General features: G+C 62.2%; 18 protein-coding genes and 1 tRNA gene. 12 read left to right on the top strand and 7 right to left on the bottom strand.

Annotation, left to right across the window (positions count from 1 at the left end; all coding sequences use genetic code 11):
- Window positions 1-275 precede the first annotated feature (275 nt).
- The 5 genes from RA26_RS09185 to pdxH all read right to left on the bottom strand — a co-directional run bounded on the left by RA26_RS09185 (window position 276) and on the right by pdxH (window position 6,526).
- Window positions 276-3,920, bottom strand: a complete 3,645-nt coding sequence (locus RA26_RS09185) for a vitamin B12-dependent ribonucleotide reductase (protein ID WP_039182942.1) — start codon at window positions 3,918-3,920, stop codon at window positions 276-278.
- Between the two features lie 724 nt (window positions 3,921-4,644).
- Window positions 4,645-4,721, bottom strand: a tRNA-Pro gene (locus tag RA26_RS09180).
- Between the two features lie 43 nt (window positions 4,722-4,764).
- The gene (locus RA26_RS09175; protein WP_039182940.1) at window positions 4,765-5,244 is read right to left on the bottom strand and encodes a DUF192 domain-containing protein; all 480 of its coding nucleotides are present in this window, start codon (window positions 5,242-5,244) and stop codon (window positions 4,765-4,767) included.
- A gap of 4 nt (window positions 5,245-5,248) precedes the next feature.
- Window positions 5,249-5,788: a cold-shock protein gene (locus RA26_RS09170; RefSeq protein WP_039182939.1), complete on the bottom strand. Its 540-nt coding sequence runs from the start codon at window positions 5,786-5,788 to the stop codon at window positions 5,249-5,251.
- Between the two features lie 132 nt (window positions 5,789-5,920).
- The gene (gene pdxH, locus RA26_RS09165) at window positions 5,921-6,526 is read right to left on the bottom strand and encodes a pyridoxamine 5'-phosphate oxidase (RefSeq protein WP_039182937.1); all 606 of its coding nucleotides are present in this window, start codon (window positions 6,524-6,526) and stop codon (window positions 5,921-5,923) included.
- Window positions 6,527-6,658: 132 nt separating this feature from the next.
- Between pdxH and fabI the strand changes: the two genes are divergently transcribed.
- The 5 genes from fabI to trpE all read left to right on the top strand — a co-directional run bounded on the left by fabI (window position 6,659) and on the right by trpE (window position 12,866).
- On the top strand, window positions 6,659-7,462 hold the full coding sequence (gene fabI, locus RA26_RS09160; RefSeq protein ID WP_039182935.1) for an enoyl-ACP reductase FabI: 804 nt from the start codon (window positions 6,659-6,661) through the stop codon (window positions 7,460-7,462).
- A gap of 72 nt (window positions 7,463-7,534) precedes the next feature.
- Window positions 7,535-8,038, top strand: a complete 504-nt coding sequence (gpt, locus tag RA26_RS09155) for a xanthine phosphoribosyltransferase (RefSeq protein WP_039182933.1) — start codon at window positions 7,535-7,537, stop codon at window positions 8,036-8,038.
- 164 nt (window positions 8,039-8,202) lie between these two features.
- Entirely contained in the window at window positions 8,203-9,378 is a 1,176-nt protein-coding gene (locus RA26_RS09150; protein ID WP_039182931.1) for an aminotransferase, read from the top strand.
- Window positions 9,379-9,496: 118 nt separating this feature from the next.
- Window positions 9,497-11,338: a peptidylprolyl isomerase gene (locus RA26_RS09145; RefSeq protein WP_039182929.1), complete on the top strand. Its 1,842-nt coding sequence runs from the start codon at window positions 9,497-9,499 to the stop codon at window positions 11,336-11,338.
- 16 nt (window positions 11,339-11,354) lie between these two features.
- A complete protein-coding gene (trpE, locus tag RA26_RS09140; protein ID WP_039182927.1) occupies window positions 11,355-12,866 on the top strand; it encodes an anthranilate synthase component I in 1,512 nt (503 codons plus the stop codon).
- A gap of 96 nt (window positions 12,867-12,962) precedes the next feature.
- On the opposite strand, the gene RA26_RS09135 is transcribed toward trpE, so the two are convergent.
- Window positions 12,963-14,525 (bottom strand): divergent polysaccharide deacetylase family protein, encoded by a 1,563-nt coding sequence (locus RA26_RS09135; protein WP_039182924.1) that lies wholly within the window; start codon window positions 14,523-14,525, stop codon window positions 12,963-12,965.
- 188 nt (window positions 14,526-14,713) lie between these two features.
- Between RA26_RS09135 and RA26_RS09130 the strand changes: the two genes are divergently transcribed.
- From RA26_RS09130 to lexA, 7 genes are all read left to right on the top strand, one after another.
- A complete protein-coding gene (locus RA26_RS09130; protein WP_039182922.1) occupies window positions 14,714-15,295 on the top strand; it encodes an anthranilate synthase component II in 582 nt (193 codons plus the stop codon).
- The gene (trpD, locus tag RA26_RS09125; protein WP_039182920.1) at window positions 15,292-16,311 is read left to right on the top strand and encodes an anthranilate phosphoribosyltransferase; all 1,020 of its coding nucleotides are present in this window, start codon (window positions 15,292-15,294) and stop codon (window positions 16,309-16,311) included. The genes RA26_RS09130 and trpD overlap by 4 nt, the downstream gene beginning before the upstream one ends.
- Window positions 16,308-16,979, top strand: a complete 672-nt coding sequence (locus tag RA26_RS09120) for a uracil-DNA glycosylase (protein ID WP_039182917.1) — start codon at window positions 16,308-16,310, stop codon at window positions 16,977-16,979. Before trpD ends, RA26_RS09120 begins: the two co-directional genes overlap by 4 nt.
- The gene (gene trpC, locus RA26_RS09115; protein ID WP_039182914.1) at window positions 16,976-17,788 is read left to right on the top strand and encodes an indole-3-glycerol phosphate synthase TrpC; all 813 of its coding nucleotides are present in this window, start codon (window positions 16,976-16,978) and stop codon (window positions 17,786-17,788) included. Before RA26_RS09120 ends, trpC begins: the two co-directional genes overlap by 4 nt.
- A gap of 11 nt (window positions 17,789-17,799) precedes the next feature.
- Window positions 17,800-18,270: a cyclic pyranopterin monophosphate synthase MoaC gene (gene moaC / locus RA26_RS09110; RefSeq protein WP_039182912.1), complete on the top strand. Its 471-nt coding sequence runs from the start codon at window positions 17,800-17,802 to the stop codon at window positions 18,268-18,270.
- Window positions 18,271-19,443 carry a molybdopterin molybdotransferase MoeA gene (locus tag RA26_RS09105; RefSeq protein ID WP_039182908.1) on the top strand — a complete coding sequence of 391 codons (1,173 nt, stop codon included), beginning with the start codon at window positions 18,271-18,273 and terminating at the stop codon, window positions 19,441-19,443. It begins immediately after the preceding gene.
- Window positions 19,444-19,587: 144 nt separating this feature from the next.
- A complete protein-coding gene (gene lexA, locus RA26_RS09100; protein ID WP_039182905.1) occupies window positions 19,588-20,295 on the top strand; it encodes a transcriptional repressor LexA in 708 nt (235 codons plus the stop codon).
- Here the strand turns inward: lexA and RA26_RS09095 are convergent.
- The gene (locus RA26_RS09095; protein ID WP_039182902.1) at window positions 20,289-22,352 is read right to left on the bottom strand and encodes a ComEC/Rec2 family competence protein; all 2,064 of its coding nucleotides are present in this window, start codon (window positions 22,350-22,352) and stop codon (window positions 20,289-20,291) included. The genes lexA and RA26_RS09095 overlap by 7 nt on opposite strands.
- Between the last annotated feature and the right edge of the window lie 49 nt (window positions 22,353-22,401).

Genomic DNA, 22,401 nt, shown 5'->3' with positions numbered 1-22,401 from the left:
CCCAACTATTTACCATAATTCTGATTATAAGACTACTGTTGGCGCGGCTAAAACGAGCCCCTAAAAGAAAATGGCTCCCTCTGATCCAGAGGAAGCCAGTTGTCACCGGTCAGGCTCCTTCATTGACTGCCCGAAAGTTTGTTCTTACCTGGGCCATCCCGGTGTTCAGAACGGGCGCACCCGTTCCTGATGTCGTCACAAGCGGCTTTAAGCCTGCCTGCCGTGTTTGGATGCGGCGCCGTCGGGGGTAAGACCGGCGCCGCAAGCGAAGGACCTCAGCTGCAGCCGGAGGTTCCCCCGCAGGTGTTGCATTTCATGCAGGTGCCGTTGCGGACCAGCGTGTAGTTGCCGCACTCGCCGCAGGCCTCGCCTTCATACCCTTGCATTTTTGCCTTGGTGCGTGCATCCATTCCACCAGTGCTTTGCGCCGGTGCTGAACTTGTTTCCGGCACCAGGGTTTGCAGCGCCGCAACCGGATCAGTGCCAGTGCCCAGCACGCCCGCGTCAGTCTGGCCGCCCTGCAGCACCACCAGATCCTGCGGCAGCCGCTTGCGCAGATAGCCGGTCGACGAAATCTGTTTCAGCACTTCCAGCGAACGGGTCGCCGCGCTTTCACTCAGTTCGGACAGGTTCGACACGCCTTCTTCTTCGCCGCGGCCCAGATCGTCAAAGGTTGCGCCTTCCGGTTTCACATGCGCCAGATCGGTGCGGTCGAGATAGGAAACAGCCAGTTCGCGGAACACGTAGTCGAGGATTGAGGTCGCATTCTTGATCGAGTCGTTGCCCTGGACCATGCCTGCGGGCTCGAACTTGGTGAAGGTGAAGGCGTCGACAAATTCCTCCAGGGGCACGCCGTACTGCAGGCCGACCGACACCGCGATGGCGAAGTTGTTCATCATCGCCCGGAAGCCAGCGCCTTCCTTGTGCATGTCGATGAAGATCTCGCCGAGGTTACCGTCCTCATATTCGCCTGTGCGCAGATACACCTTGTGGCCGCCGACTACTGCCTTCTGAGTATAACCTTTGCGCCGTTGCGGCATCTTGGTGCGGTGCGATTTCAGCACCTCCTTGATGACCACTTTCTCGACGATCTTCTCAGCCAGCACTGCGGCCTTCTCTTGGCTGGAGCCGCTTTCCAGCACTTCTGCCGCGTCGTCATCATCTTCGACCAGCGCCGCCGCCAGCGGCTGGCTCAATTTGGAGCCGTCGCGATACAGCGCATTGGCCTTGATGCCCAGGCTCCAGCTCAGCTCATAGGCCTTCTGGCAGTCCTCGATAGTGGCCGAATTCGGCATGTTGATTGTTTTGGAAATCGCACCGGAGATGAAACTCTGGGCTGCCGCCATCATGTAGATATGGCTGTCAACGCTCAGGAAGCGCTTGCCTTTCTTGCCGCACGGGTTGGCACAGTCAAAGATCGCATAGTGCTCTTCCTGCAGATGCGGCGCACCTTCCAGAGTCATGGTGCCGCAGACGTGGTCATTGGCCGCCTCGATGTCCGCCTTGGTAAAGCCCAGGTGGCGCAGCAGGTCGAAAGTCGGATCATTCAGCTTGGTCGCCGGGATGCCCAGCACGCCAGTGCAGAAATCTTCGCCCAGGGTCCACTGATTGAACACGAAGCGGATGTCGAAAGCCGATTCCAGCGCGGCGTCTACCTTGGCCAGCTCATTGGGGCCAAATCCATGTCCTGCCAGCGAGGTGTGGTTGATGCCCGGCGCATTTCCGATGGAGCCATGGCCCACCGCGTAGGACACGATTTCCTCGATCTGCGAGGAACTGTAGCCCAGCCCCTCCAGCGCCGACGGCACCGAACGGTTGATGATCTTGAAGTAGCCGCCGCCCGCCAGCTTCTTGAACTTCACCAGGGCAAAGTCCGGCTCGATGCCTGTGGTGTCGCAGTCCATAACCAGGCCAATGGTGCCGGTTGGCGCAATTACCGTGGTCTGGGCGTTGCGGTAGCCGTGCTCTTCGCCCAGTTCCAGTGCTTCGTCCCAGGCGCTGGCGGCCAGATCTGTCAGCAGCGCATCCGGGCAGTTGGCGATGTCCAGCGGCACGGGCTTGACCGCCAGCGCCTCATAGCCCTCAGCGTTACCCTTTGCAGCGTTGCGGTGGTTGCGAATAACCCGCAGCATGTGGTCTGCGTTTTTCGCATAACCCGGGAAGGCGCCCAGTTCAGATGCGATCTCGGCGGAGGTCGCATAGGCAACACCGGTCATCAGCGCGGTCAGCGCACCGCAAAGCGCCCTGCCCTCATCCGAGTCATAGCTGTAGCCCATGTTCATCAAAAGGCCGCCGATATTGGCATAGCCCAGACCCAGGGTACGGAAGTCGTAGGAGCGTTGCGCGATTTCCTTGGAGGGGAACTGCGCCATCATCACCGAGATTTCCAGCGTCAGCGTCCACAGGCGACTGCAGTGCATATAGTCATCTGCCTGGAACTGGCCGTCTTTCAGGAAGCTCAGCAGGTTCAGCGATGCCAGGTTGCAGGCGGTATCGTCCAGGAACATGTATTCCGAACAAGGGTTTGAGCCGCGAATCTCACCGTCTTCCGGGCAGGTGTGCCACTCGTTCACGGTGTCGTGGAACTGGATGCCGGGATCGGCACAGGCCCAGGCCGCGTGGCCAACTTTCTCCCACAGATCGCGCGCCCGTATCACCTTGGCAACCTGGCCGTCGGTGCGGTTGAACAGTTCCCAGTCGGCGTCCTTTTCGACCGCATGCAGGAACGCGTTGGTCACCCGGATCGAGTTGTTGGAGTTTTGACCGGAGACAGAGCTGTAGGCCTCCGAATCCCAGTCGGTGTCATAGGTCGGGAACTCGATCGAGGTGTGGCCCTGCTTGGCGTAGTCCAGCACCCGCTTGATGTAGGTTTCCGGGATCGCCACCTTCTTGGCTTCGCGGATCGCCAACTTCAGCCCGCCGTTGACCGCCGGGTCATAGGCGCCGGCCTCAGCCCCGTCCCAGTTGCGGATCGCCTCGAAAATGCCGTTCAGCATCTTCTCGTGCATTTTGGAGCCCGCTACGATTGACGCGACTTTCTGCTCCTCCAGCACCTTCCATTCGATGAACTGCTCGATATCCGGGTGGTCGGCATCGACGATCACCATTTTTGCTGCCCGACGGGTTGTGCCGCCTGATTTGATGGCGCCCGCCGCGCGGTCGCCGATTTTGAGGAAGCCCATCAGACCGGAGGATTTGCCGCCGCCGGACAGAGGCTCACCCTCGGCGCGCAGATGAGAGAAATTGGTGCCGGTGCCGGAGCCGTATTTGAACAGGCGCGCCTCGCGCACCCACAGGTCCATGATTCCGCCGTCCTTGACCAGATCGTCAGAGACCGACTGGATGAAGCAGGCGTGCGGCTGCGGGTGCTCATAGGCGCTGTCCGACTTGGTCAGCTTACCGGTCTTGTAGTCGACATAGTGATGGCCCTGCGCCGGGCCGTCGATGCCATAGGCCCAGTGCAGGCCGGTGTTGAACCACTGCGGAGAGTTCGGGGCCGAGCGCTGGGTCGCCAGCATATAGCGCATCTCGTCGTAATAGGCGCGCGCATCTGTCTCAGAGGAGAAATAGCCGCCCTTCCAGCCCCAATAGGCCCAAGCGCCCGCCAGACGGTCGAACACCTGCTTGGAGGACGTCTCGCCGCCCAGCTCCGCGCCTTTATCGGGGACCGAGCGCCACAGGAACTCCGGCACGTCCTTTTCGCGGACCTTCTTCAGGCGGGACGGCACACCGGCCTTGCGGAAATATTTCTGAGCGATCACGTCGCTGGCCACCTGGCTCCACGACGCAGGGATTTCAATGTTGTCGAGCCGGAAAACGATTGTCCCGTCCGGGTTGCGAATCTCCGAGGTGGCGGAGACAAAAGCCAGATCGGCGTAAGCATCCTGCCCGGGTTTGGTGAATTTCCGTTCGATCTTCATGCTCTGCCCCTTCTCAAGCACACATCGGTCAAGTGTCACGGTGCCCCCGCACCAGCCATTCCGGCCACGCAACACGCAGATACCCAGCTCACGCCGCATTCGACGCACTTGCGGCCCTCGCCGGCCTTTCTTCACAGGACTGTCTGCTGTTTTTCAGCGTTGTTGCTGTGGCCCCTTAACCCACCAGATTTAGTGCCATCGCAACCGGTGTCCACAATTTGGCGTATTCACACACAATGGGTCAACGTTAAATTTACCCCTTGGCAACGATCTTTGCTGTTGACGCTATTCGCGGTTTCAAGGGTCCGGTGAAGGCCATTGATTCATCCACAGGCTGCCACGTCCTTCGCTGCCAAACTCTGCTCTGCTGCCAGGCCGGAATTCTTACGCCAAGCAAGTAACTTGCCGCTTCGCAGAAAGGCCAGAGCTAAGGTTCAACCGGGCAATGATTCACATCTGTTGACCGGCCGGCAGCAAGTGTCGCGCTCAAACAACTTTACGGTGATCTACCGATGGTATCATGGCGCTGCGGCATCGGGGCCTGCAGTGCCATTAATCAAGTGATGCGGGTCAGCACCAGTTGGTTAAGAGTGTGTTAACAAGGTATTAAAGAAGTATTAACGCTTAGGGTTGTGTTTGAGGTGCACGTGTCTCCAAAAGCGTGAGGCGAATCTTGGCAGCAGATTCTGCCAGTTGGGATTCGCTGAAGTTTTATGGAGAGAAGTGGTCGGGGCGGCGAGATTCGAACTCACGACCCCCTGTACCCAAAACAGGTGCGCTACCAGACTGCGCCACGCCCCGGACCGTGCGCCTTCCTATCTCCGGCCAAGTGATTTGAAAACCCCTAACAGGGCCAAACTGCGCCTCTGGCGGAAAAAATTTGATGCCGCATCTGAGTGCCAGATGCGATGCCGTAGCGACGGGCCAGCCCGCCGTTGATTTCGAGCACCGCAAACACGTTATCTCCGCCCGGGATCGGGGTAAGATCGCCGGGTTTGGCGTTCTCATGCACTGAGGTCACCAGGCCATTTTCGCTCAGAAAAATGATGTCGAGCGGAATCAGGGTGTTCTTCATCCAAAACGCCGCGGGCTGGGGCTGGTCGTAGACAAACAGCATCCCTGCCCCGCGCGGCATCGACTTGCGGAACATCAGCCCTTGGGCGCGCTCCTGCTCATCGTCAGCGATTTCAACTGAAAATCCGGTCTGCCCCCAGCTGCCGCGCAGATCGACCCGGCCGGATTGGCATTCTCCGGCAAAACCTGGTGCGGTCATCACGAAACTGGCGGCTGCGGCGAGGCTCCAGTACTGAAGACGCCGCAACATCAGCTCAGTCCTGGTGGCCTGCCGCCAATGCGGCTTCCCACGCCAGCACCTCGACCGCCATGCGGCCGCGCTTGCCATCAATAACCCGCATCGCCAGCGCTTCGCCGGGCTGCAGATCGGCAAGGCCGGATTGGCGCAGCACTTCTACATGCAGGAAAACGTCTTCGCCGCGGCCGAACACATTGGCAAAGCCAAAGCCCTTGCCCTTGTCGAACCATTTTACCCGTGCGGGCTCGAGCGGCTCATTTTGCAGGCTACCCATATCCAGCTCGGCAAAATCGCTCAGCACCGGGGTGTCTTCGCGCTCGGGCGGCTGGATCGAGATCACCTCGACGGCCTGTACACCGCGTCCAGTCTGATGCGTCACGATCTCAATGCGGGCGCCGTCCGCGACAGAGCTTTGCCCGAAATTGCGCAGCACATTCACATGCAGAAGAATGTCCGGCCCGCCGGTGTCGGAAACGACAAAGCCGTACCCTTTTGCCGGGTCGAACCACTTCACCAGCCCCTGAACTTGCTGCAAGCTGCTGAGATCTTCTGCCACTGGATATTCCCTACCGCGTTTCTTGTTTTTTGATGGTGTCCTGATGCGCCAAACTGACCTTGGAATTCAAGCTAAAAAGTCTTGAAATTGTCACGAAAGACCCCTTGACCCAAGGTAAACTGACGATTCCTGTCAGGGATTGAGCCGATTGATCTGCCATGCTGCAGATGCGTCATCGCGGCGCCAGCGGAACCGGTCGTGCAACCGGAAGGCACCATCGGCCCAAAACTCGATCTCAACCGGCACCAGACGGTACCCGCCCCAGAACGGCGGGCGCTCGGGATTCGGGCCCTTCATCGCTGTCACTTTTGCGACCTCCGCCATCAGCGTGCCGCGGCTGTCCAGCGGCTGCGACTGTTTTGAGGCCCAGGCTCCCAGCCTGCTTTTGAGCGAACGGGACCTGTAATATTCATCGGCCTGCGGCCCTTCCTCGCGGGTGATGGCGCCGCGCACGCGGATCTGACGGCGCAGCGATTTCCAATGCATCACAAAGGCTGCCTTGCCCGCATGGTCCAGTTCCTGCGCCTTGGCACTGCCGTAGTTGGTATAGAACACAAAGGCGCTGTCCTCGATTTCCTTGAGCAGAACCATGCGGCTGTTGGGCAGCCCGGTCTCGTCCACCGTGGCCAGTGCAATGGCGTTCGCATCATTTGGTTCGGTCTGCTCCGCCTCTGCAAGCCAGGACCTGGCAATGGCAAACGGATCGTCGCCTTCAAATATACCTGTACGGTCGGACATGGGCACCTCAAACGGTAATTTGATTGCAACCTAGGGAGCTTCCTTTCCGCCTACAAGGGCGTGAACCCTTGAAGCGCCCCGCGCGGCATTATAAACACCGCTAAATTATCAGATCACAGGCGGAGAACCTGCATGTCTAGTCAACTGATGGCCGGTAAGCGCGGCCTCATCATGGGCCTGGCCAACGACAAATCCATCGCGTGGGGCATTGCCAAGGCCTGCGCTGATGCCGGGGCCGAGCTTGCCTTTTCCTATCAGGGCGATGCTCTGAAAAAGCGGGTTGATCCGCTGGCGGAGCAACTGGGCAGCAATATCGTTCTGCCCTGCGACGTGTCGGACGAAGCGTCGATCGACGCACTGTTTGCCGAACTGGAAGCCAAATGGGGCAAGCTGGACTTCGTGGTTCACGCCATTGGCTTTTCCGACAAGAACGAGCTGCGCGGCCGTTATGTCGACACCAGCCGCAGCAATTTCCAGATGACCATGGACATCTCGGTGTTCTCGTTCACTGCCGTTGCTAATCGCGCCGAAAAGATGATGAGTGAAGGCGGTTCGCTTCTGACCCTCACCTACTACGGTGCCGAGCAGGTGATGCCGCATTATAATGTGATGGGTGTTGCCAAGGCCGCACTGGAAGCGTCGGTCAAATACCTGGCAGAGGACCTGGGCAAAGACGGCATCCGCGTCAACGCGATCTCTGCCGGCCCGATCAAGACCCTGGCCGCATCGGGCATCGGCGATTTTCGCTACATCATGAAGTGGAACGAATACAACTCGCCGCTGCGCCGCAACGTGACCATCGACGATGTAGGCAAATCTGCCCTTTACCTGCTGTCCGACCTCAGCTCCGGCGTGACCGGCGAGAACCTGCATGTGGATGCAGGCTATCACGTCGTCGGCATGAAGGCAGTGGATGCGCCGGATATTTCCAAGTAACTGAACAGGCAGAGCCCTGGGCAACGGTCCGGGCTCCTGCAAGCTGACGCGACACCGCGGGGAGCACAAAACATGACCGATCGTTTGCCGCACGAAAAAGGCTTTCACATCAGCTGGGACCAGATCCACCGCGACAGCCGTGCGCTGGCATGGCGTCTGGACGGGCAAGGCCCCAAGGATGGCGCCTGGCGCGCTGTTGTGGCAATCACCCGCGGCGGCATGGCGCCGGCCATGATCGTCAGCCGCGAGCTGGATATCCGCACTGTCGACACCATCTCGGTGCGTTCTTACCACCATCAGGCCCAGGGTGAGGCGGAGGTGCTGAAAGCGCCGGATGCGGGCCTGATGGGCGACGGTGAGGGCGTGCTGATCATTGACGATCTGGTCGACAGCGGAAAAACTCTGGAACTGGTGCGCCAGATGTACCCCAAGGCGCATTTCGCCACGGTCTATGCCAAGCCCAAGGGCCGCCCGATGGTGGACACTTTCATCACAGAGGTCAGCCAGGACACCTGGATCTTCTTCCCTTGGGATATGGCGCTCCAGTATGTGGAGCCCTACCGCGGCAAGGATTGATCCGCACCGTGATTGAATTTCAAAGGCGCGCATCACTGCGCGCCTTTTTCTTTGGCCGTTCCAGCACCGCCGTTCCCGCTTGAGCCGTCCGGGCCGCCGTGCCAGACATACGCAGGCGCGCAAACCGGCGCGCCGGAAGTTTCTGACGCAGCCCGGAGCCGCCCATGCCCCTGCCCCGCACCCAAGCCACCTTTGTGTCGCCTATCGTCGAATCGCGCCGCTGGGTGGCCGGGGCGGAATTCCCGCCGGACCGACTGCTGTTGAATGTGAGTCAGGCCGCCCCGGCAGAAGCTCCGCCGGAAGGGTTGCGTCAGGCGCTGGCGGATGCTGCGCTCAATGACGTCTCTGCACATCTCTATGGCCCCGTGCTCGGCAACGACCCGCTGCGCCGCGCGCTGGCACAGCAGATGTGCCGTCACTATCAGGCAGAGGTCTTGCCGGAACAGGTTGGGATCACCTCCGGCTGCAATCAGGCCTTTGCCGCCGCGATAGCAGCGCTTTGCGGTGAAGGCGATGAAGTAATCATCCCAGTCCCTTGGTACTTCAATCACAAAATGTGGCTGGACATGGCAGGGGTAACCGCCGTGCCGCTTCGAACGGGCGAAGGTATGCTGCCGGATCTGGCCTCAGCAGAAGCGCTGATTTCGGACCGCACCCGCGCCATCGTGCTGGTCACGCCCAACAATCCCTGCGGTGTGGAGTACCCCAGCGGCCTGGTTCAGGCTTTCTTCAGCCTCGCCCGCAGCCGCGGGCTGGCGCTGATCGTTGACGAGACCTACCGAGACTTTGACAGCCGCGGCGGCGCACCGCACGGGCTGTTCCAGATGCCGGACTGGGGCACCACCCTTATCCATCTCTATTCCTTCTCAAAGGCTTACCGGCTGACAGGCCATAGGGTCGGTGCAATTGCCGCCTCGACGGACCGCCTGTTTGAGATGGAGAAATTCCTCGACACAGTCACCATCTGCCCCTCCCAGCTGGGGCAGGCCGGCGCGCTGTGGGGTATTGAAAACCTGCATCATTGGCTGGCAGGCGAACGCCAGGAAATCCTCGACCGCCGCCTGGCGATTGAGGAAGGCTTCCCGGTGCTGGCCGCAAAAGGCTGGAAACTGCTGGGCTGCGGCGCTTATTTCGCCTATGTCGAGCACCCGTTCGAAGAACCCTCCGAACAGATCGCGCGCCGGCTGGTCAAAGAGGCGTCAATCCTGATGCTGCCGGGCTCCATGTTCATGCCCGAGGGTGACCCGGACGGCGCCCGACAGTTCCGCATTGCCTTTGCCAATGTGGACCGTGCTGGCATCCGGACCCTGTTTGACCGTCTCGCAGCCTTTAATCCTTGATCATCCAGCAGTTTGCGCTGCATTCATCTTGCCCCTCTGCGGGCAGCCGCGTATTCAGTCAGCGGCATTTCCCGCTGCAAGGCACTCCCTTGCGCGGCAGAACAATAAAGAGGGCATCATGGCCGCAGGCATGAAACATCTATCCAAAACCTTCGTCTGGATCCTGATGGGGATGCTGATTGTCGGCCTTGCCGGCTTTGGCGCCGTGAACTTCTCCAGCTCCTCTTCCTCCGTTGCCCAGGTCGGTGACGAGGATGTCAGCATCGGCACCTATGTGCGCGAGCTGCAGCGCGAGCAGCGTGCCCTGCAGGCGCAGACCGGCCAGGCTATGTCCATGGCGCAGATGACCGCTTTCGGCCTTGACCGGGTGGTCCTGGGCCGCCTGATTTCCCTGGCGGCACTGGATCACGAGGCCAAGAGCCTCGGTCTGTCGCTGGGTGATGAGAACCTGATCGAGGAACTGGCTGCCATCGACGCTTTCCAGGGTGTGAACGGACAGTTCGACCGCGAGGCCTACAGTTTTGCTCTGCGCAATGCCGGCCTCACGGAAAAGGAATTCGAAGAAGACCTGCGCCGCGAGGCCGCCCGCACCATCGTGCAAAACGCGGTTCTGTCCGGCGCCAAGATGCCCGAAACCCTGACCGAAACCCTGACCAGCTATATCGGCGCCCGCCGCAGCTTCTCCTATGTGCAGATCAACGCCGCGGAAATCGACCTGACAGCTGAGGTTGCATCGGACGCGGACTTGAAAGCTTTCTACGAGGCCAATCAGGACCAGTTCATGCTGCCGGAAACCAAGGTCATCACCTATGCCGCTCTGCGTCCCTCCATGCTGCTGGACGAGATCGAGGTGGACGAGGCCCAGCTGCAGCGCCTGTTCGAGGACCGCTCTGACCAGTACCAGGTTCCCGAACGCCGTCTGGTCGAACGTCTGGTGTTTGGCGGTGAGGAAGCAGCCGCCAGCGCCAAGGCACAGCTGGAAACCGGTGGCGCCACCTTTGAAAGCCTGGTCGAGGGCCGCGGCCTGACACTTCAGGACATCGACATGGGCGACGTCACCATGGGCGACCTTGGCCCAGCCGGCACTGATGTCTTTGCTGCTGAGGTGGGCGCCGTGGCAGGCCCGCTGGCCTCGGACCTCGGCCCGGCGCTCTACCGCGTGAACGGCCGTCTGGAGGCACAGATCACCACCTTTGAAGACGCCAAGCCGGAACTGGTGGAAGAGCTTGCCTCCGACCGCGCCCGCCGCCTGGTGGAAACCCAGGCCGAAGATATCGACGACATGCTGGCCGGCGGCGCCACGCTGGAGGAGCTGGCAACCGAAAGCGGTCTGGAACTGGCCCAGATCAACTGGACCGAAGACAGCAGCGATGACATCGCGGCCTACGAAGGCTTCCGCACCGCCGCCGCTGCCGTAACCGCCGACGACTTCCCGGAAGTTGACTTCCTTGAGGACGGCAGCCTGTTTGCCCTCCGCCTGGACGACACCCTGCCGGAACGCCCAGAACCCTTTGATGATGCCAAGGAGAAGGTTCTGGCCGCCTGGCAGGCAGACCGGCTTGCCAACGCTCTGAAGGACCAGGGCGAAGCGCTTCTGGCGCAGGCAGAAGCCGCAGGCGGTTTTGCAGAAGATGCCGAAGTGAAAACCGAAACCGCGCTCACCCGCACCGCCTATATCGATACAGTGCCGGCGGGTCTGGTTGCAGGAGTATTCGGGATGGAGATCGGCGATTTCCGCCTAGTCCAGGACGCCGACTCTGCCGTGGTTGTCCGTCTCGACGCCATCCTGCCGCCGGAAGCAAGCGACGACATGACCCTGCTGACCCAGGCGCTGCAGGCACAGCTGGATCAGGCGCTGGCACAAGAGCTGTTTCAGGCCTATGCGCAGGACGTCCAGACCCGCGCCGAACCCCGTGTAGACCAGCAGGCGCTGAACGCAGCGCAGGCGAACTTCCAGTAACCAAGGCACCAGACCCATGGCCCTGACCCCCGATTTCGACAGTTTCTCCAAAGCCTATGAGGCCGGCAAAAACCAGGTCGTCTACACCCGCCTTGCCGCCGATCTCGACACGCCGGTGTCGCTGATGCTCAAGCTGACCGGCGCACAGAAGGACGCCTTCATGCTGGAGTCCGTTACCGGCGGCGAGGTGCGCGGGCGCTATTCGATCATTGGCATGAAACCGGATCTGGTCTGGCGCTGCCACGGAGAGCAATCCGCCCTGAACCGCTCGGCGCGGTTCGATGCGGATGACTTTACGCCGCAGGATGGCAACCCAATGGACAACCTGCGGGCGCTGATTGCCGAGAGCAAAATCGACCTGCCCGACGACCTGCCCCAGGCAGCGGCCGGGCTCTTTGGCTACCTCGGCTATGACATGATCCGTCTGGTCGAACACCTGCCGGATGTGAACCCGGATCCGCTCGGACTGCCCGACGCGCTTATGCTGCGCCCCTCCGTGATTGCCGTTCTGGACGGCGTCAAGGGCGAGGTGACCGTGGTCTCCCCCGTCTGGTCCAGCGATGGCCAGACAGCCAAGGCGGCATATGCTCAGGCCGCTGAACGGGTGATGGACGCGGTACGCGATCTGGAGCGCGCCATGCCCGCCGAAAGCCGCGACCTCGGCGACGCCCATGAAGCTGCTCCGCCGGTGTCGAACTTCACCAAGGACGGTTACATGGCCGCAGTGGAGAAGGCCAAGGAATACATCCGCGCGGGCGACATCTTTCAGGTGGTGCCGGCACAGCGCTGGACCCAGGAATTCCGCCAGCCGCCATTCGCACTTTATCGCTCGCTGCGGCGCACCAACCCGTCGCCCTTCATGTTCTACTTCAACTTCGGCGGTTTCCAGGTGGTGGGTGCCAGCCCGGAAATCCTGGTCCGTGTCTTCGGGCAGGAGGTCACTATCCGCCCCATCGCAGGCACCCGCCCCCGCGGTGCCACGCCCGAGGAGGACAAGGCGCTGGAACTGGATCTGCTGGCCGACAAAAAGGAGCTGGCAGAACACCTGATGCTCTTGGACCTGGGCCGCAACGACACTGGCCGGGTGGCCAAAATCGGCACCGTGCGCCCGACTGAGAAGTTCATCATCGAACGCTACAGCCATGTGATGCACATTGTCTCCAATGTCGTGGGTGAGCTGGCAGAGGACAAGGATGCGCTGGATGCCTTCTTTGCCGGCATGCCCGCTGGCACTGTCTCCGGCGCGCCCAAGGTGCGGGCGATGGAAATCATCGACGAACTGGAGCCTGAAAAGCGCGGCATCTACGGCGGCGGTGTCGGTTATTTCTCGGCCGGCGGCGACATGGACATGTGCATTGCTCTGCGCACGGCGATCGTCAAGGATCAGAACCTCTATATCCAGGCCGGCGGCGGCGTTGTCTATGACAGCGACCCGGAGGCCGAATACATGGAGACTGTCCACAAATCCAACGCTATCCGCCGTGCTGCCGCCGACGCCGCTCGTTTTACCGGAAACGGCAACAGCTAACCCCAAGATGGCGGGATACCCCGCTTCTTTCTTGTGAAAACACTCCTGCCGAAGGCAACGGCGCCTGTACAGGGCGCCGTTTCACTTTGCGAGGGATCACTTCTCGGGCAGCAGCGAATCCAGGCTGGCTGAGACCGGTGCCAGCGCCACCCGCTCCGCCCGGTCTTGCAGGCCCCACAGCAGCAAAGCTGAGATCGTATCCGGGCGCAGACGTCCCAGCATGATTACCGCGCCCTCCTGCCCGGCCCGGAATGCCGCCTGATCCAGAAACCGCCGGATCGCCCGCGGATCCTGTCCTGCACCGTCAAAATCGCGGAACACCACACCAGCCGGCACGCCGTCACGCAGCGCCAGTTTCTGCACTGTGTTAAGGCCGCTGTCCTGGGTCACCAGGCCGTAACCGGCTGACGCCGCCACCGCCGCCACTTGGTCCGCAAGCGGACGGTTTCCCTGCACGCCGGTATCAACACCTTCGAGGATTGCCACTGCTTCCGGCAGCTTGCCGCGCCAGACCTCAAAGGAGGTTTCCGCGTCCTGCGGCGTCGCTTCACGCGGCAGGTCCGCCAGCAAAAGAACCTCAAAGCCGGCCTCCCGGCGGGCGGCCATTTTCGCGGCTGCCTCAGGATCCTCCGGGTCGATCGCAAAGCTCAAGGGGTAGGGAAATTCCGCTAGGGCCTCCGCGCCAATTGCGCCTGCATCATCAATCAGCACAATCGACATCAAAGGCCGGTCTTCGGGGTTGAGGAACGGTTCCGCATTGGCAGTAAACGGATTGGCCACAGGTTCGCCGCCAAAACCGTTCGAGATGGTTTCCTGTTTGTCCCGCTCAGTCAGCGGCACAACCAGTGTTCCGATACTGGGCGTCAAGGGTGCAGGTTCGGCGGCTTCCGAAGCCGCAGCCTGTTCCGCACTTTCACCGGAATCACTGCTGCCCGCGGCCGCCGGGATGCCAGATGCAGCCCCGATCACCGGCAGAGTAATTTCTGCAGGCGCAGTGCCGATATCTGGAACCTGTAAGGTGCTGGTCACAGGGGCTTCGGCTGTCGCGGGGGCCTTCTCCTGCACAGGCAGTTCAACCGTCCCAAGCTCCCCTTCCCTGGGGTTTTCTTCCGGCGCGGCTGCGGGTTCTGTTGACGCCACAATCACACTTTCGCTGCCCGGCTCTTGCGGGGCGGCAGGCAATGCCGACTGCGGCTGGTGCCCGGCGGCGGTCACTACGGGGTCCGGAGCCTTTGCCGGTGCAAGCTTACCCGCGCTTTGCATCGCGGTGACAAGGCCTACCGCAGGCTGGTCTGCCGGAGTCGTATCGGCGCCAGCAAGGGCGCTCAGGTCATCTCCGGCGGCCTCTGCACCGGGCGCCTCGGGCTGAACCTCAGCCAGATCGGCGTCGCGCTGGCCATTGCCGGGAACCACTGCTTCCTCACCGCCGCCATTGGGCATTTGCGGCACTTCACCGGGGTCATGCGCAACCGGTTGCGGAGCCTCCGCCGCTTGAGTTTCCGCCACCGCAGGCGCAGCACCCGCAGTTTGGCCGGCAGGTTCCGGCGTTGGTTCCGGTTTGACCGCCGTCTGCGGCAGTGGCACCGACAGTGATAGCATCGCCAGTCCGCCCGCCGCCAGCAAAGCCCCGACACTCACGCCGCCCAGAAATCCACGCATGCCTGTTTTGCCTCTCAATCTTTCTGCCGTGCTGCGCCGCTCAGGCCTGCCAGTGTGAACCATGTGCCGGTTCGCCCCCGCATTCGCCCTTCCTGCCCTTGACGCTGCCTCGTATCCCTGAACAAGTATGTTGCAACCACTATACTGCGGCGCGCACCCCGCCCGCCACCCTTAAAAGAGCCCGCAAGATGCTGCTGCTGATCGACAACTACGATTCCTTCACCTACAACCTCGTCCACTACCTCGGCGAGCTTGGCGCCGAAATGGAAGTGCACCGTAACGACGCCATCAACGTGCAGGAAGCGATGGCGATGAAGCCCTCAGGCATTCTGCTGTCGCCCGGCCCGTGCGACCCGGATCAGGCCGGCATCTGCCTCGCCCTGACTGAGGCCGCGGCAGAGACCAAGACGCCGCTGATGGGGGTCTGCCTCGGCCACCAGACCATCGGCCAGGCCTTCGGCGGCAAGGTCGTGCGCTGCCACGAGATCGTGCACGGCAAGATGGGCATGATGCACCACAAGGACACCGGCGTTTTCAAAGGCTTGCCGACACCTTTTGAGGCAACCCGCTATCACTCTCTGGTGGTGGAGCGCGAAAGCCTGCCTGATTGCCTGGAAATCACGGCTGAGCTGGAAGACGGCACCATCATGGGTCTGCAGCACAAGGAACTGCCGATTCACGGAGTCCAGTTCCACCCGGAATCAATTGCCTCCGAACACGGCCATGCGCTCTTGAAGAACTTCCTCGACGTGATGCAGGTGCCGGCATGAGCGACCAGCTGAAGCCGCTGATCGGTGCCGCTGCCGAACGTTCCCTGTCCCGCGAAGAAGCCGAGAAGGCCTTCACCCTGCTGTTTGAGGGCGAGGCCACGCCGAGCCAGATCGGCGGCCTGCTGATGGCCATGCGCACCCGCGGTGAAAGCGTTGATGAATACGCCGCCGCCGCCGCGGTGATGCGCGCCAAATGCAATCCGGTGAAGGCGCCCGCCGGCGCCATGGATATCGTTGGCACCGGCGGCGACGGTAAGAACACCCTCAACATCTCCACCGCCACTGCCTTTGTCGCGGCGGGCGCCGGCGCGGTGGTCGCCAAGCACGGAAACCGCAACCTCAGTTCCAAATCCGGCACTGCAGACATGCAGTCCCAGATGGGCATCAACGTGATGGTCGGCCCGGAAGTTGTTGAAAAGGCGATAAATGAGGCCGGGATTGGTTTCATGATGGCGCCGATGCACCACCCGGCGGTGGCGCATGTGATGCCCACCCGGGCTGAGCTTGGCACCCGGACCATCTTCAACATCCTCGGCCCCCTGACCAACCCGGCCGGCGTCAAGCGCCAGCTGACCGGCGCCTTCAGCCGCGAAATGATCCGTCCCATGGCGGAAACCCTTAAAACCCTCGGGTCTGAGCGCGCTTGGCTGGTGCATGGCTCCGATGGAACCGATGAGCTGACCATTACCGGCGTCAGCTGGGTCTCAGCGCTGGAGGAGGACGGCACAATTCGCGACGTCGAGCTGCACCCCGAGGACGCGGGCTTGCCGGTGCATGACTTCGACAAGATCGTTGGTGGCACCCCGGAGGAAAACGCCATGGCCTTCCGCGTGCTTTTGCAAGGCACGCCCTCGGCCTACCGCGACGCGGTGCTGCTGAATGCCGCCGCCGCGCTGGTTGTAGCTGGCAAGGCCGCAGACCTCAAGGAAGGCGTGGCACGCGCCGCCGAGTCGATCGACAGCGGTGCCGCCAAGGCCAAGGTCGAAGCACTGGCCCGGATCACCTCAGCCGCATGACTGATCTGCCTGCAGGGCTGGGGACTTGGTCCAGCCTGCCGTTTTTCAGCACTGTCTGGCCCGGGATTTCCTCCGCGATTGATGCGGATGGACGGGAAATCCTGCCGCCCGCGCATCAGCGGTTTGCGGCGCTGGAGCTGACCCAGCCAGCGGACACCCGGGTGGTGATCCTCGGCCAGGACCCCTATCCGACACCGGGCCACGCCCACGGCCTGGCCTTCTCGGCAGAACCGCATGTGCGCCCCCTTCCCCGGTCCTTGTCCAATATTTACAAGGAACTGGCAGACGATCTTGGCGTCACCCGACCCAACGCGGATCTGCGCGGCTGGGCGCGCCAAGGCGTTCTTCTTCTGAACACTGCCCTGTCAGTCCCGGCAGGCGAAGCGAACGGCCACAAGCTCCTTGGCTGGCATCACCTGATGCATCAGGTGCTGGAGCTGACATCGGCGCGCCCCACCGCATACATTCTCTGGGGAAATGCTGCACAAAAGCTTGAAAAACATATCAAACCGGGCGATCACCTGATCCTGAAAACCGCCCATCCCTCGCCCCTTTCGGCGCGGCGCGGTTTCTTCGGGTCCCGGCCCTTTTCAAAAGTGAACAATTGGCTTACCGCCCGCGGCGAAGATGCCATAGACTGGAACGCAGGAACGGAGACGCCGGTATGACCGAAAACGTGCTCGACAAGATTAAGGCCTACAAGCTTGAGGAAGTGGCCGCGGACAAGGCCGCCAAACCGCTTGAGGCGGTCGAGGCCGAGGCGCGCGAAGCCTCCCCGGTGCGCGGCTTTGCCGACAGTCTGATGCAAGCCAACCGCACAGGCTATGGCCTGATTGCCGAGATCAAGAAGGCGAGCCCCTCCAAGGGCCTGATCCGCCCCGATTTTGAACCGGCCGAACTGGCCAAGGCATATGAAGACGGGGGCGCCACCTGCCTGTCGGTGCTGACCGACACCCCCAGCTTCCAGGGCGCCAAGGACTTTCTCACCCAGGCCCGCGAGGCCTGCGCGCTGCCTGCGCTGCGCAAGGACTTCATGTATGACACCTACCAGGTGGCCGAAGCCCGCGCGCTGGGGGCCGACTGCATTCTGATCATCCTCGCTACGGTTTCCGACGCCCAGGCGCAGGAGCTGGAGGAAAGCGCCTTTGAATGGGGCATGGATGTGCTGCTGGAAGTGCACGACGCCGAAGAGCTGGAACGCGCCTGCAATCTGAAATCGCCGCTGATGGGCATCAACAACCGCAACCTCAAGACCTTCGAGACAACTCTGGACACCACCCGGACCCTGTCCCGCATGGTGCCTGCCGACCGCACAATCGTCTGCGAAAGCGGGCTTTTCACGCCTGAGGACCTCAGCGATATGGCCCGCTACGGCGCCCGCACCTTCCTCATCGGCGAAAGCCTGATGCGGCAGGATGATGTGGCTGGCGCCACCCGTGCGCTGCTCACCAACCCGTTGATGCCTGGCATGATGTAAAGGAGGACCATATGAGCCTCACGCATTTCGACACCAAGGGCGACGCCCATATGGTCGACGTCTCGGACAAGGCGGTGACCTCGCGCATTGCCACCGCCGAGGGTCACATCACCATGGCGCAGGAAACCTTTGATATCATTGCCGAAGGTCGCGCCCAAAAGGGCGATGTGCTGTCGGTGGCTCGTCTCGCAGGCATCATGGGTGCTAAGAAGACGCCCGATCTGATCCCGCTCTGCCACCCGCTGCCGGTGACCAAAGTCGCGGTGGAACTGACGCTGGATCCGGACCTGCCCGGCGTGCGGGTTGAGGCCACGGTCAAGACCACCGGCCAGACCGGGGTTGAGATGGAGGCGCTCACTGCCGTCTCCACCGCCGCGCTCACCGTCTATGACATGGCCAAGGCAGTGGACAAGGCGATGCAGATCGGCGGTATCCGTGTCACGCTGAAAGATGGCGGAAAATCAGGCCGGTACGAGGCGTAAATGATCCCTGTCAGTGAAGCCCGCGCGCATCTTCTGGCGCTTGTCAGCCAGCTGGAAACCGAGGAAATTCCCTTGGCCGAGGCCTCAGGCCGGGTGCTCGCTCGCGACGTTCAGGCCCGCCGCGACCAGCCGCCGTTCTCAGCCTCCGCGATGGACGGCTATGCAGTCAACGCCGCCGAGGTTGAGCTGCACGCCATGTTCAAGGTGATCGGCGAGGCCGCTGCCGGCCACGCATTCGCTGGCCGCGTCGGAGCCGGCCAGGCGGTTCGGATTTTCACTGGCGCCCCGGTGCCCGAAGGCGCAAGTTTCGTTGTTATCCAAGAAGATGTCAGCCGTTCTGGCGATCTCATCACCATCAAAGATGAACCTGGCAGAAATCACAACATCCGCCCCCGCGGCGGTGATTTCACCGATGGCCAGACCGTCCGCGCACTGAAACGTCTGACCCCTTCGGATATCGCTCTGCTGGCCGCGATGAACATTCCGTCGGTTCCCGTCTCCCGCCGCCCGGAGATTGCGCTGATTTCCACCGGCGACGAGCTGGTGATGCCTGGCGGGACGCCTGGTCCGGACCAGATTATCGCTTCCAACACCTTCGGCCTCAAGGCGATGCTGGAAGGTATGGGCGCCCGCGCCCGTATCCTGCCCATTGCCCGCGACACCGAAAGCTCCTTGCGCACAGCGTTTGAACTAGCTGAGGGCGCAGATCTGGTGGTCACCATCGGCGGTGCCTCGGTTGGCGATCACGATCTGGTCGGCAAGGTGGCGCAGGACCTTGGAATGGAGCGCAGCTTTTACAAAGTCGCGATGCGCCCCGGCAAGCCGCTGATGGCCGGCCGCATGGGCGCCGCAGCAATGGTCGGCCTGCCGGGCAACCCGGTGTCTGCTATGGTTTGCGGCCATGTCTTCCTGGCGCCGATGGTCCAGGTCATGCTGGGATTGCCGTCTGAAGCCCAGCAACTGCAGGAAGCAATCCTTGCTGAACCGCTCGGCGAAAACGGCCCGCGGGAGCACTACATGCGTGCAAGGGTCGAAAACGGCCAGTTGACTGCTTTTGGGAACCAGGACAGTTCGCTTCTCACCATTCTGGCCGACGCCAACGCCCTGCTGGTGCGCCCGCCGAGCGACGGTGCCCGCACTGCAGGTGAAACGGTGCAATACCTCTCCGTCTGAACCCGGTTCTTCTTTGCGCAAATACTCAAACCGGACGCGGCAGCCTCCGACCCTGCCACTGCGATTGTTCGAATACAGCCATGTTGACACAAAACGTGAACATGCGTAGAACAAAAGAAAACATGAGGCACGGAGGGAGCGGCGATGCTCACAAAGAAGCAACTTCAACTGCTGGAATTCATTCACAAACGCCTGCAACGCGATGGCGTGCCCCCCAGTTTTGACGAAATGAAGACTGAACTCGACCTCAGGTCGAAATCTGGCATCCACCGGCTGATCACTGCGCTGGAGGAGCGCGGTTTCATCCGGCGCTTGCCGCACCGCGCCCGCGCCATTGAAATCATCCGCTTGCCAGAAAGCCTTGGCGGCACTGGCGAACCGCAGGGGTTTGCCCCCAGGGTGATTGACGGCGGTCAGGCTCCAGCCGCGGCGCCGGCTCCGGCATCAGCAGACCCGCTGCGCCAGGCGGCGGTTGAACTGCCGGTGATGGGCCGCATCGCCGCAGGCGTGCCGATTGAGGCAATCAGCCAGGTCTCGCACCAGGTGGCAGTGCCCGGCGGCATGATCGCCCCCACTGGCCAGCACTATGCGCTGGAAGTAAAGGGCGACTCGATGATCGAGGCCGGCATCAACGACGGCGACATCGTGGTGATCCGCGAGACTTCCGCGGCCGACAACGGCGACATCGTGGTGGCACTGGTCGAAGGCCAGGAGGCAACGCTGAAGAAGTACTACCGCGAGGGCTCCATGATCGCGCTGGAGGCTGCTAACCCGGCCTATGAAACCCGCCGCCACCCCGAAGATATGGTTCAGGTGCAGGGCCGTTTGGTCGGCCTGATCCGCACTTACTGACCCCTGGCCCTGTTCAGCAGCAGCCGCAGGCGGCGGATTTCCTGCCCCTCCGGCTGCCAGCCTGTCCAAGGCCGCTCACCCGCAGCATCCCGGGCTGTCAGCAGGCCGCCGCTCCGGGTCAGGGAAATACTGCCGGTCTGCCGCATGACTGCTGGCGTCAGCAGCAGGCAGTTGCTGGATTCCGCCACTGTGGAAATGACAATATCGTCGTCTTTGCAATTGCTTGCTGCCGACAGCTTACGCTTGCCCGGCGCATGCACCAGGCGAAACCCTGCGCCCTGCCAGACCGGCAGGCTGCCCGGACCGGCAACCCAACGCGCGGCCGCATCGGGCTGCGACGCCAGATCACCGTCATTCTCCAGCCATATCTCTGCAGTAAATCCCTGCCCCTTGGCCCGCGACAGTGCGCGGCCCTCAGGCCCCATCACTCCCACCAGACCGCCGGAGTCGGCAATCAGTATGTCCGGGCGCTCTGCAATGAACCAAAGTGCGAAGGCACAGGCCGCAGGCAGCAGTCCGGCAAGCCGCAGCCGCCCCTGCCAGACCACCGCAAAAATGAAACCCCCGGCAAGCAGCGGCAGCACCCAGGGCCCCGGTGCCGCCACCCGGGACACCGAGCCGTCAAAGCCGGACACGGTCCGGGCAACCCACAGGATCCAATCCATCCCCCATTGCATGGCCGCCAGCCCGATCCACTCCAGCCCGAACGGTGCCAGGGTCAGGGCCAGCACGGCGGCAGGGATCACAACTGTGCCCATCACCGGCACTGACAACAGGTTTGCCAGCAGCCCGTAATGCGGAATAGTGTTAAAATGTGCCGCCGCAAAGGGGGCCGTGGCAGCCCCGGCCACAGCAGAGGAAATCACCAAGGCGAGCACAGGCCGCAACCAGCGCGGCCCCAGCTGCACCTGCCCGTCCCGCAGCGCGGCAAACACCGCCACCAGCGCCGCGGTGGCGGCAAAGCTCATCTGGAATCCGGGGCTCAGCAGGCTTTCCGGCCGCCGCAGCAGCACGATCAGCGCCGCCACCGCCACCGCCCGCAGGGTGATCGCCCGCCGGTTCAGCAGCACTGCCCCGAACATCACCGCCACCATGACAAAGGCGCGTTCCGTTGCGACATTGCCGCCCGACAGCATCAGATAGCCACCCCCGGCGGCCAGCGCTGCAACTGCGGCCAGCTTCTTGACCGGCCAGCGCAGCGCGACCCAGGGAACCAGGCACATCAGGGTGCGCATCGCGGAAAAGACAAAGCCAGTGAGCAGCCCCATGTGCAGGCCGGAAATCGCCAATAGATGCGCCAGGTTGCTCTGCCGCAAAGCGGTCAGTGTCTCCTCACCCACGCCGCTTCGATCGCCCGCTGTGACAGCGGCTGCAAACCCGCCGGTTTCTCCCGGCAGCCGCTTCTGCAGATATTGCGCCAGTGCCCTGCGCAGCCGCTCAACCGGCTTGTCATCACCGGGGGCTTCGGCCAGCAGCACTGGCACCCGTGTGTAGCCCAGCCCGCCCAGCTGCTTGAACCAGGCGTGGCGGCGGAAATCGAAGCCGCCCGGCTCCACCGGCCCCTGGGGCGGCAGCAAATGCGCGGTGGTCATCACCCGCGCACCGGGCGGCGGTATGTCTTCCTGTCCCTTCAATGAAATCCTGACCAGCGCAGGCGTTTTTTCCTGTGAAACACGGTCCAGCCGAACCTCGTCCAGTGTCAGCCGAAGCGCATCGGTGGGAGAGCGGTCCACCGCCACCACCCTTCCTTCAACCGGCCCGTAGTAGCGGAAGTCCAGCACCGGGGCGGCCACCAGATGGGTGCGTGCAAACGCTAGGCATATCCCTGCCGCCAGCAGCGCAGGCACCCAGCACAGAAAGGCCAAGGCGTGCCGTATCAACGCACAAGCTGCGAACAGCATTGAGGCAGCCGCCAATACGGCAATACCCGTTGCGCTTGGTTCAACCTTCAGGCTGAAATAGATGGCTATGCCAGTGCCCAGAAACACCGGCACCCAGGGAAACAGGTTGCCGCGCTGGCCTTGCAGAACGTTGCTGGCTGCAGTTCCAAGCCCCATGCTTGCCCCCCGCCGTCTCGCCCGGTAGACAGGCGGAAACTCTACGCCT

Origin of the sequence: Leisingera sp. ANG-M7, assembly GCF_000813965.1 — a bacterium.
Classification (GTDB): domain Bacteria; phylum Pseudomonadota; class Alphaproteobacteria; order Rhodobacterales; family Rhodobacteraceae; genus Leisingera.
The sequence above is the reverse complement of the archived record's forward strand: the minus strand, read 5'-3'. Positions and strand labels throughout refer to the sequence as shown.

Coding starts and splice junctions, on each gene's coding strand:
- trpC (WP_039182914.1), top strand. CDS start 16,976: ATGACCGAAAACGTGCTCGACAAGATTAAGGCCTACAAGCTTGAGGAA.
- fabI (WP_039182935.1), top strand. CDS start 6,659: ATGTCTAGTCAACTGATGGCCGGTAAGCGCGGCCTCATCATGGGCCTG.
- gpt (WP_039182933.1), top strand. CDS start 7,535: ATGACCGATCGTTTGCCGCACGAAAAAGGCTTTCACATCAGCTGGGAC.
- pdxH (WP_039182937.1), bottom strand. CDS start 6,526: ATGTCCGACCGTACAGGTATATTTGAAGGCGACGATCCGTTTGCCATT.
- RA26_RS09105 (WP_039182908.1), top strand. CDS start 18,271: ATGATCCCTGTCAGTGAAGCCCGCGCGCATCTTCTGGCGCTTGTCAGC.
- RA26_RS09120 (WP_039182917.1), top strand. CDS start 16,308: ATGACTGATCTGCCTGCAGGGCTGGGGACTTGGTCCAGCCTGCCGTTT.
- trpD (WP_039182920.1), top strand. CDS start 15,292: ATGAGCGACCAGCTGAAGCCGCTGATCGGTGCCGCTGCCGAACGTTCC.
- RA26_RS09185 (WP_039182942.1), bottom strand. CDS start 3,920: ATGAAGATCGAACGGAAATTCACCAAACCCGGGCAGGATGCTTACGCC.
- RA26_RS09135 (WP_039182924.1), bottom strand. CDS start 14,525: ATGCGTGGATTTCTGGGCGGCGTGAGTGTCGGGGCTTTGCTGGCGGCG.
- RA26_RS09145 (WP_039182929.1), top strand. CDS start 9,497: ATGGCCGCAGGCATGAAACATCTATCCAAAACCTTCGTCTGGATCCTG.
- lexA (WP_039182905.1), top strand. CDS start 19,588: ATGCTCACAAAGAAGCAACTTCAACTGCTGGAATTCATTCACAAACGC.
- trpE (WP_039182927.1), top strand. CDS start 11,355: ATGGCCCTGACCCCCGATTTCGACAGTTTCTCCAAAGCCTATGAGGCC.
- moaC (WP_039182912.1), top strand. CDS start 17,800: ATGAGCCTCACGCATTTCGACACCAAGGGCGACGCCCATATGGTCGAC.
- RA26_RS09095 (WP_039182902.1), bottom strand. CDS start 22,352: ATGGGGCTTGGAACTGCAGCCAGCAACGTTCTGCAAGGCCAGCGCGGC.
- RA26_RS09130 (WP_039182922.1), top strand. CDS start 14,714: ATGCTGCTGCTGATCGACAACTACGATTCCTTCACCTACAACCTCGTC.
- RA26_RS09150 (WP_039182931.1), top strand. CDS start 8,203: ATGCCCCTGCCCCGCACCCAAGCCACCTTTGTGTCGCCTATCGTCGAA.
- RA26_RS09175 (WP_039182940.1), bottom strand. CDS start 5,244: ATGTTGCGGCGTCTTCAGTACTGGAGCCTCGCCGCAGCCGCCAGTTTC.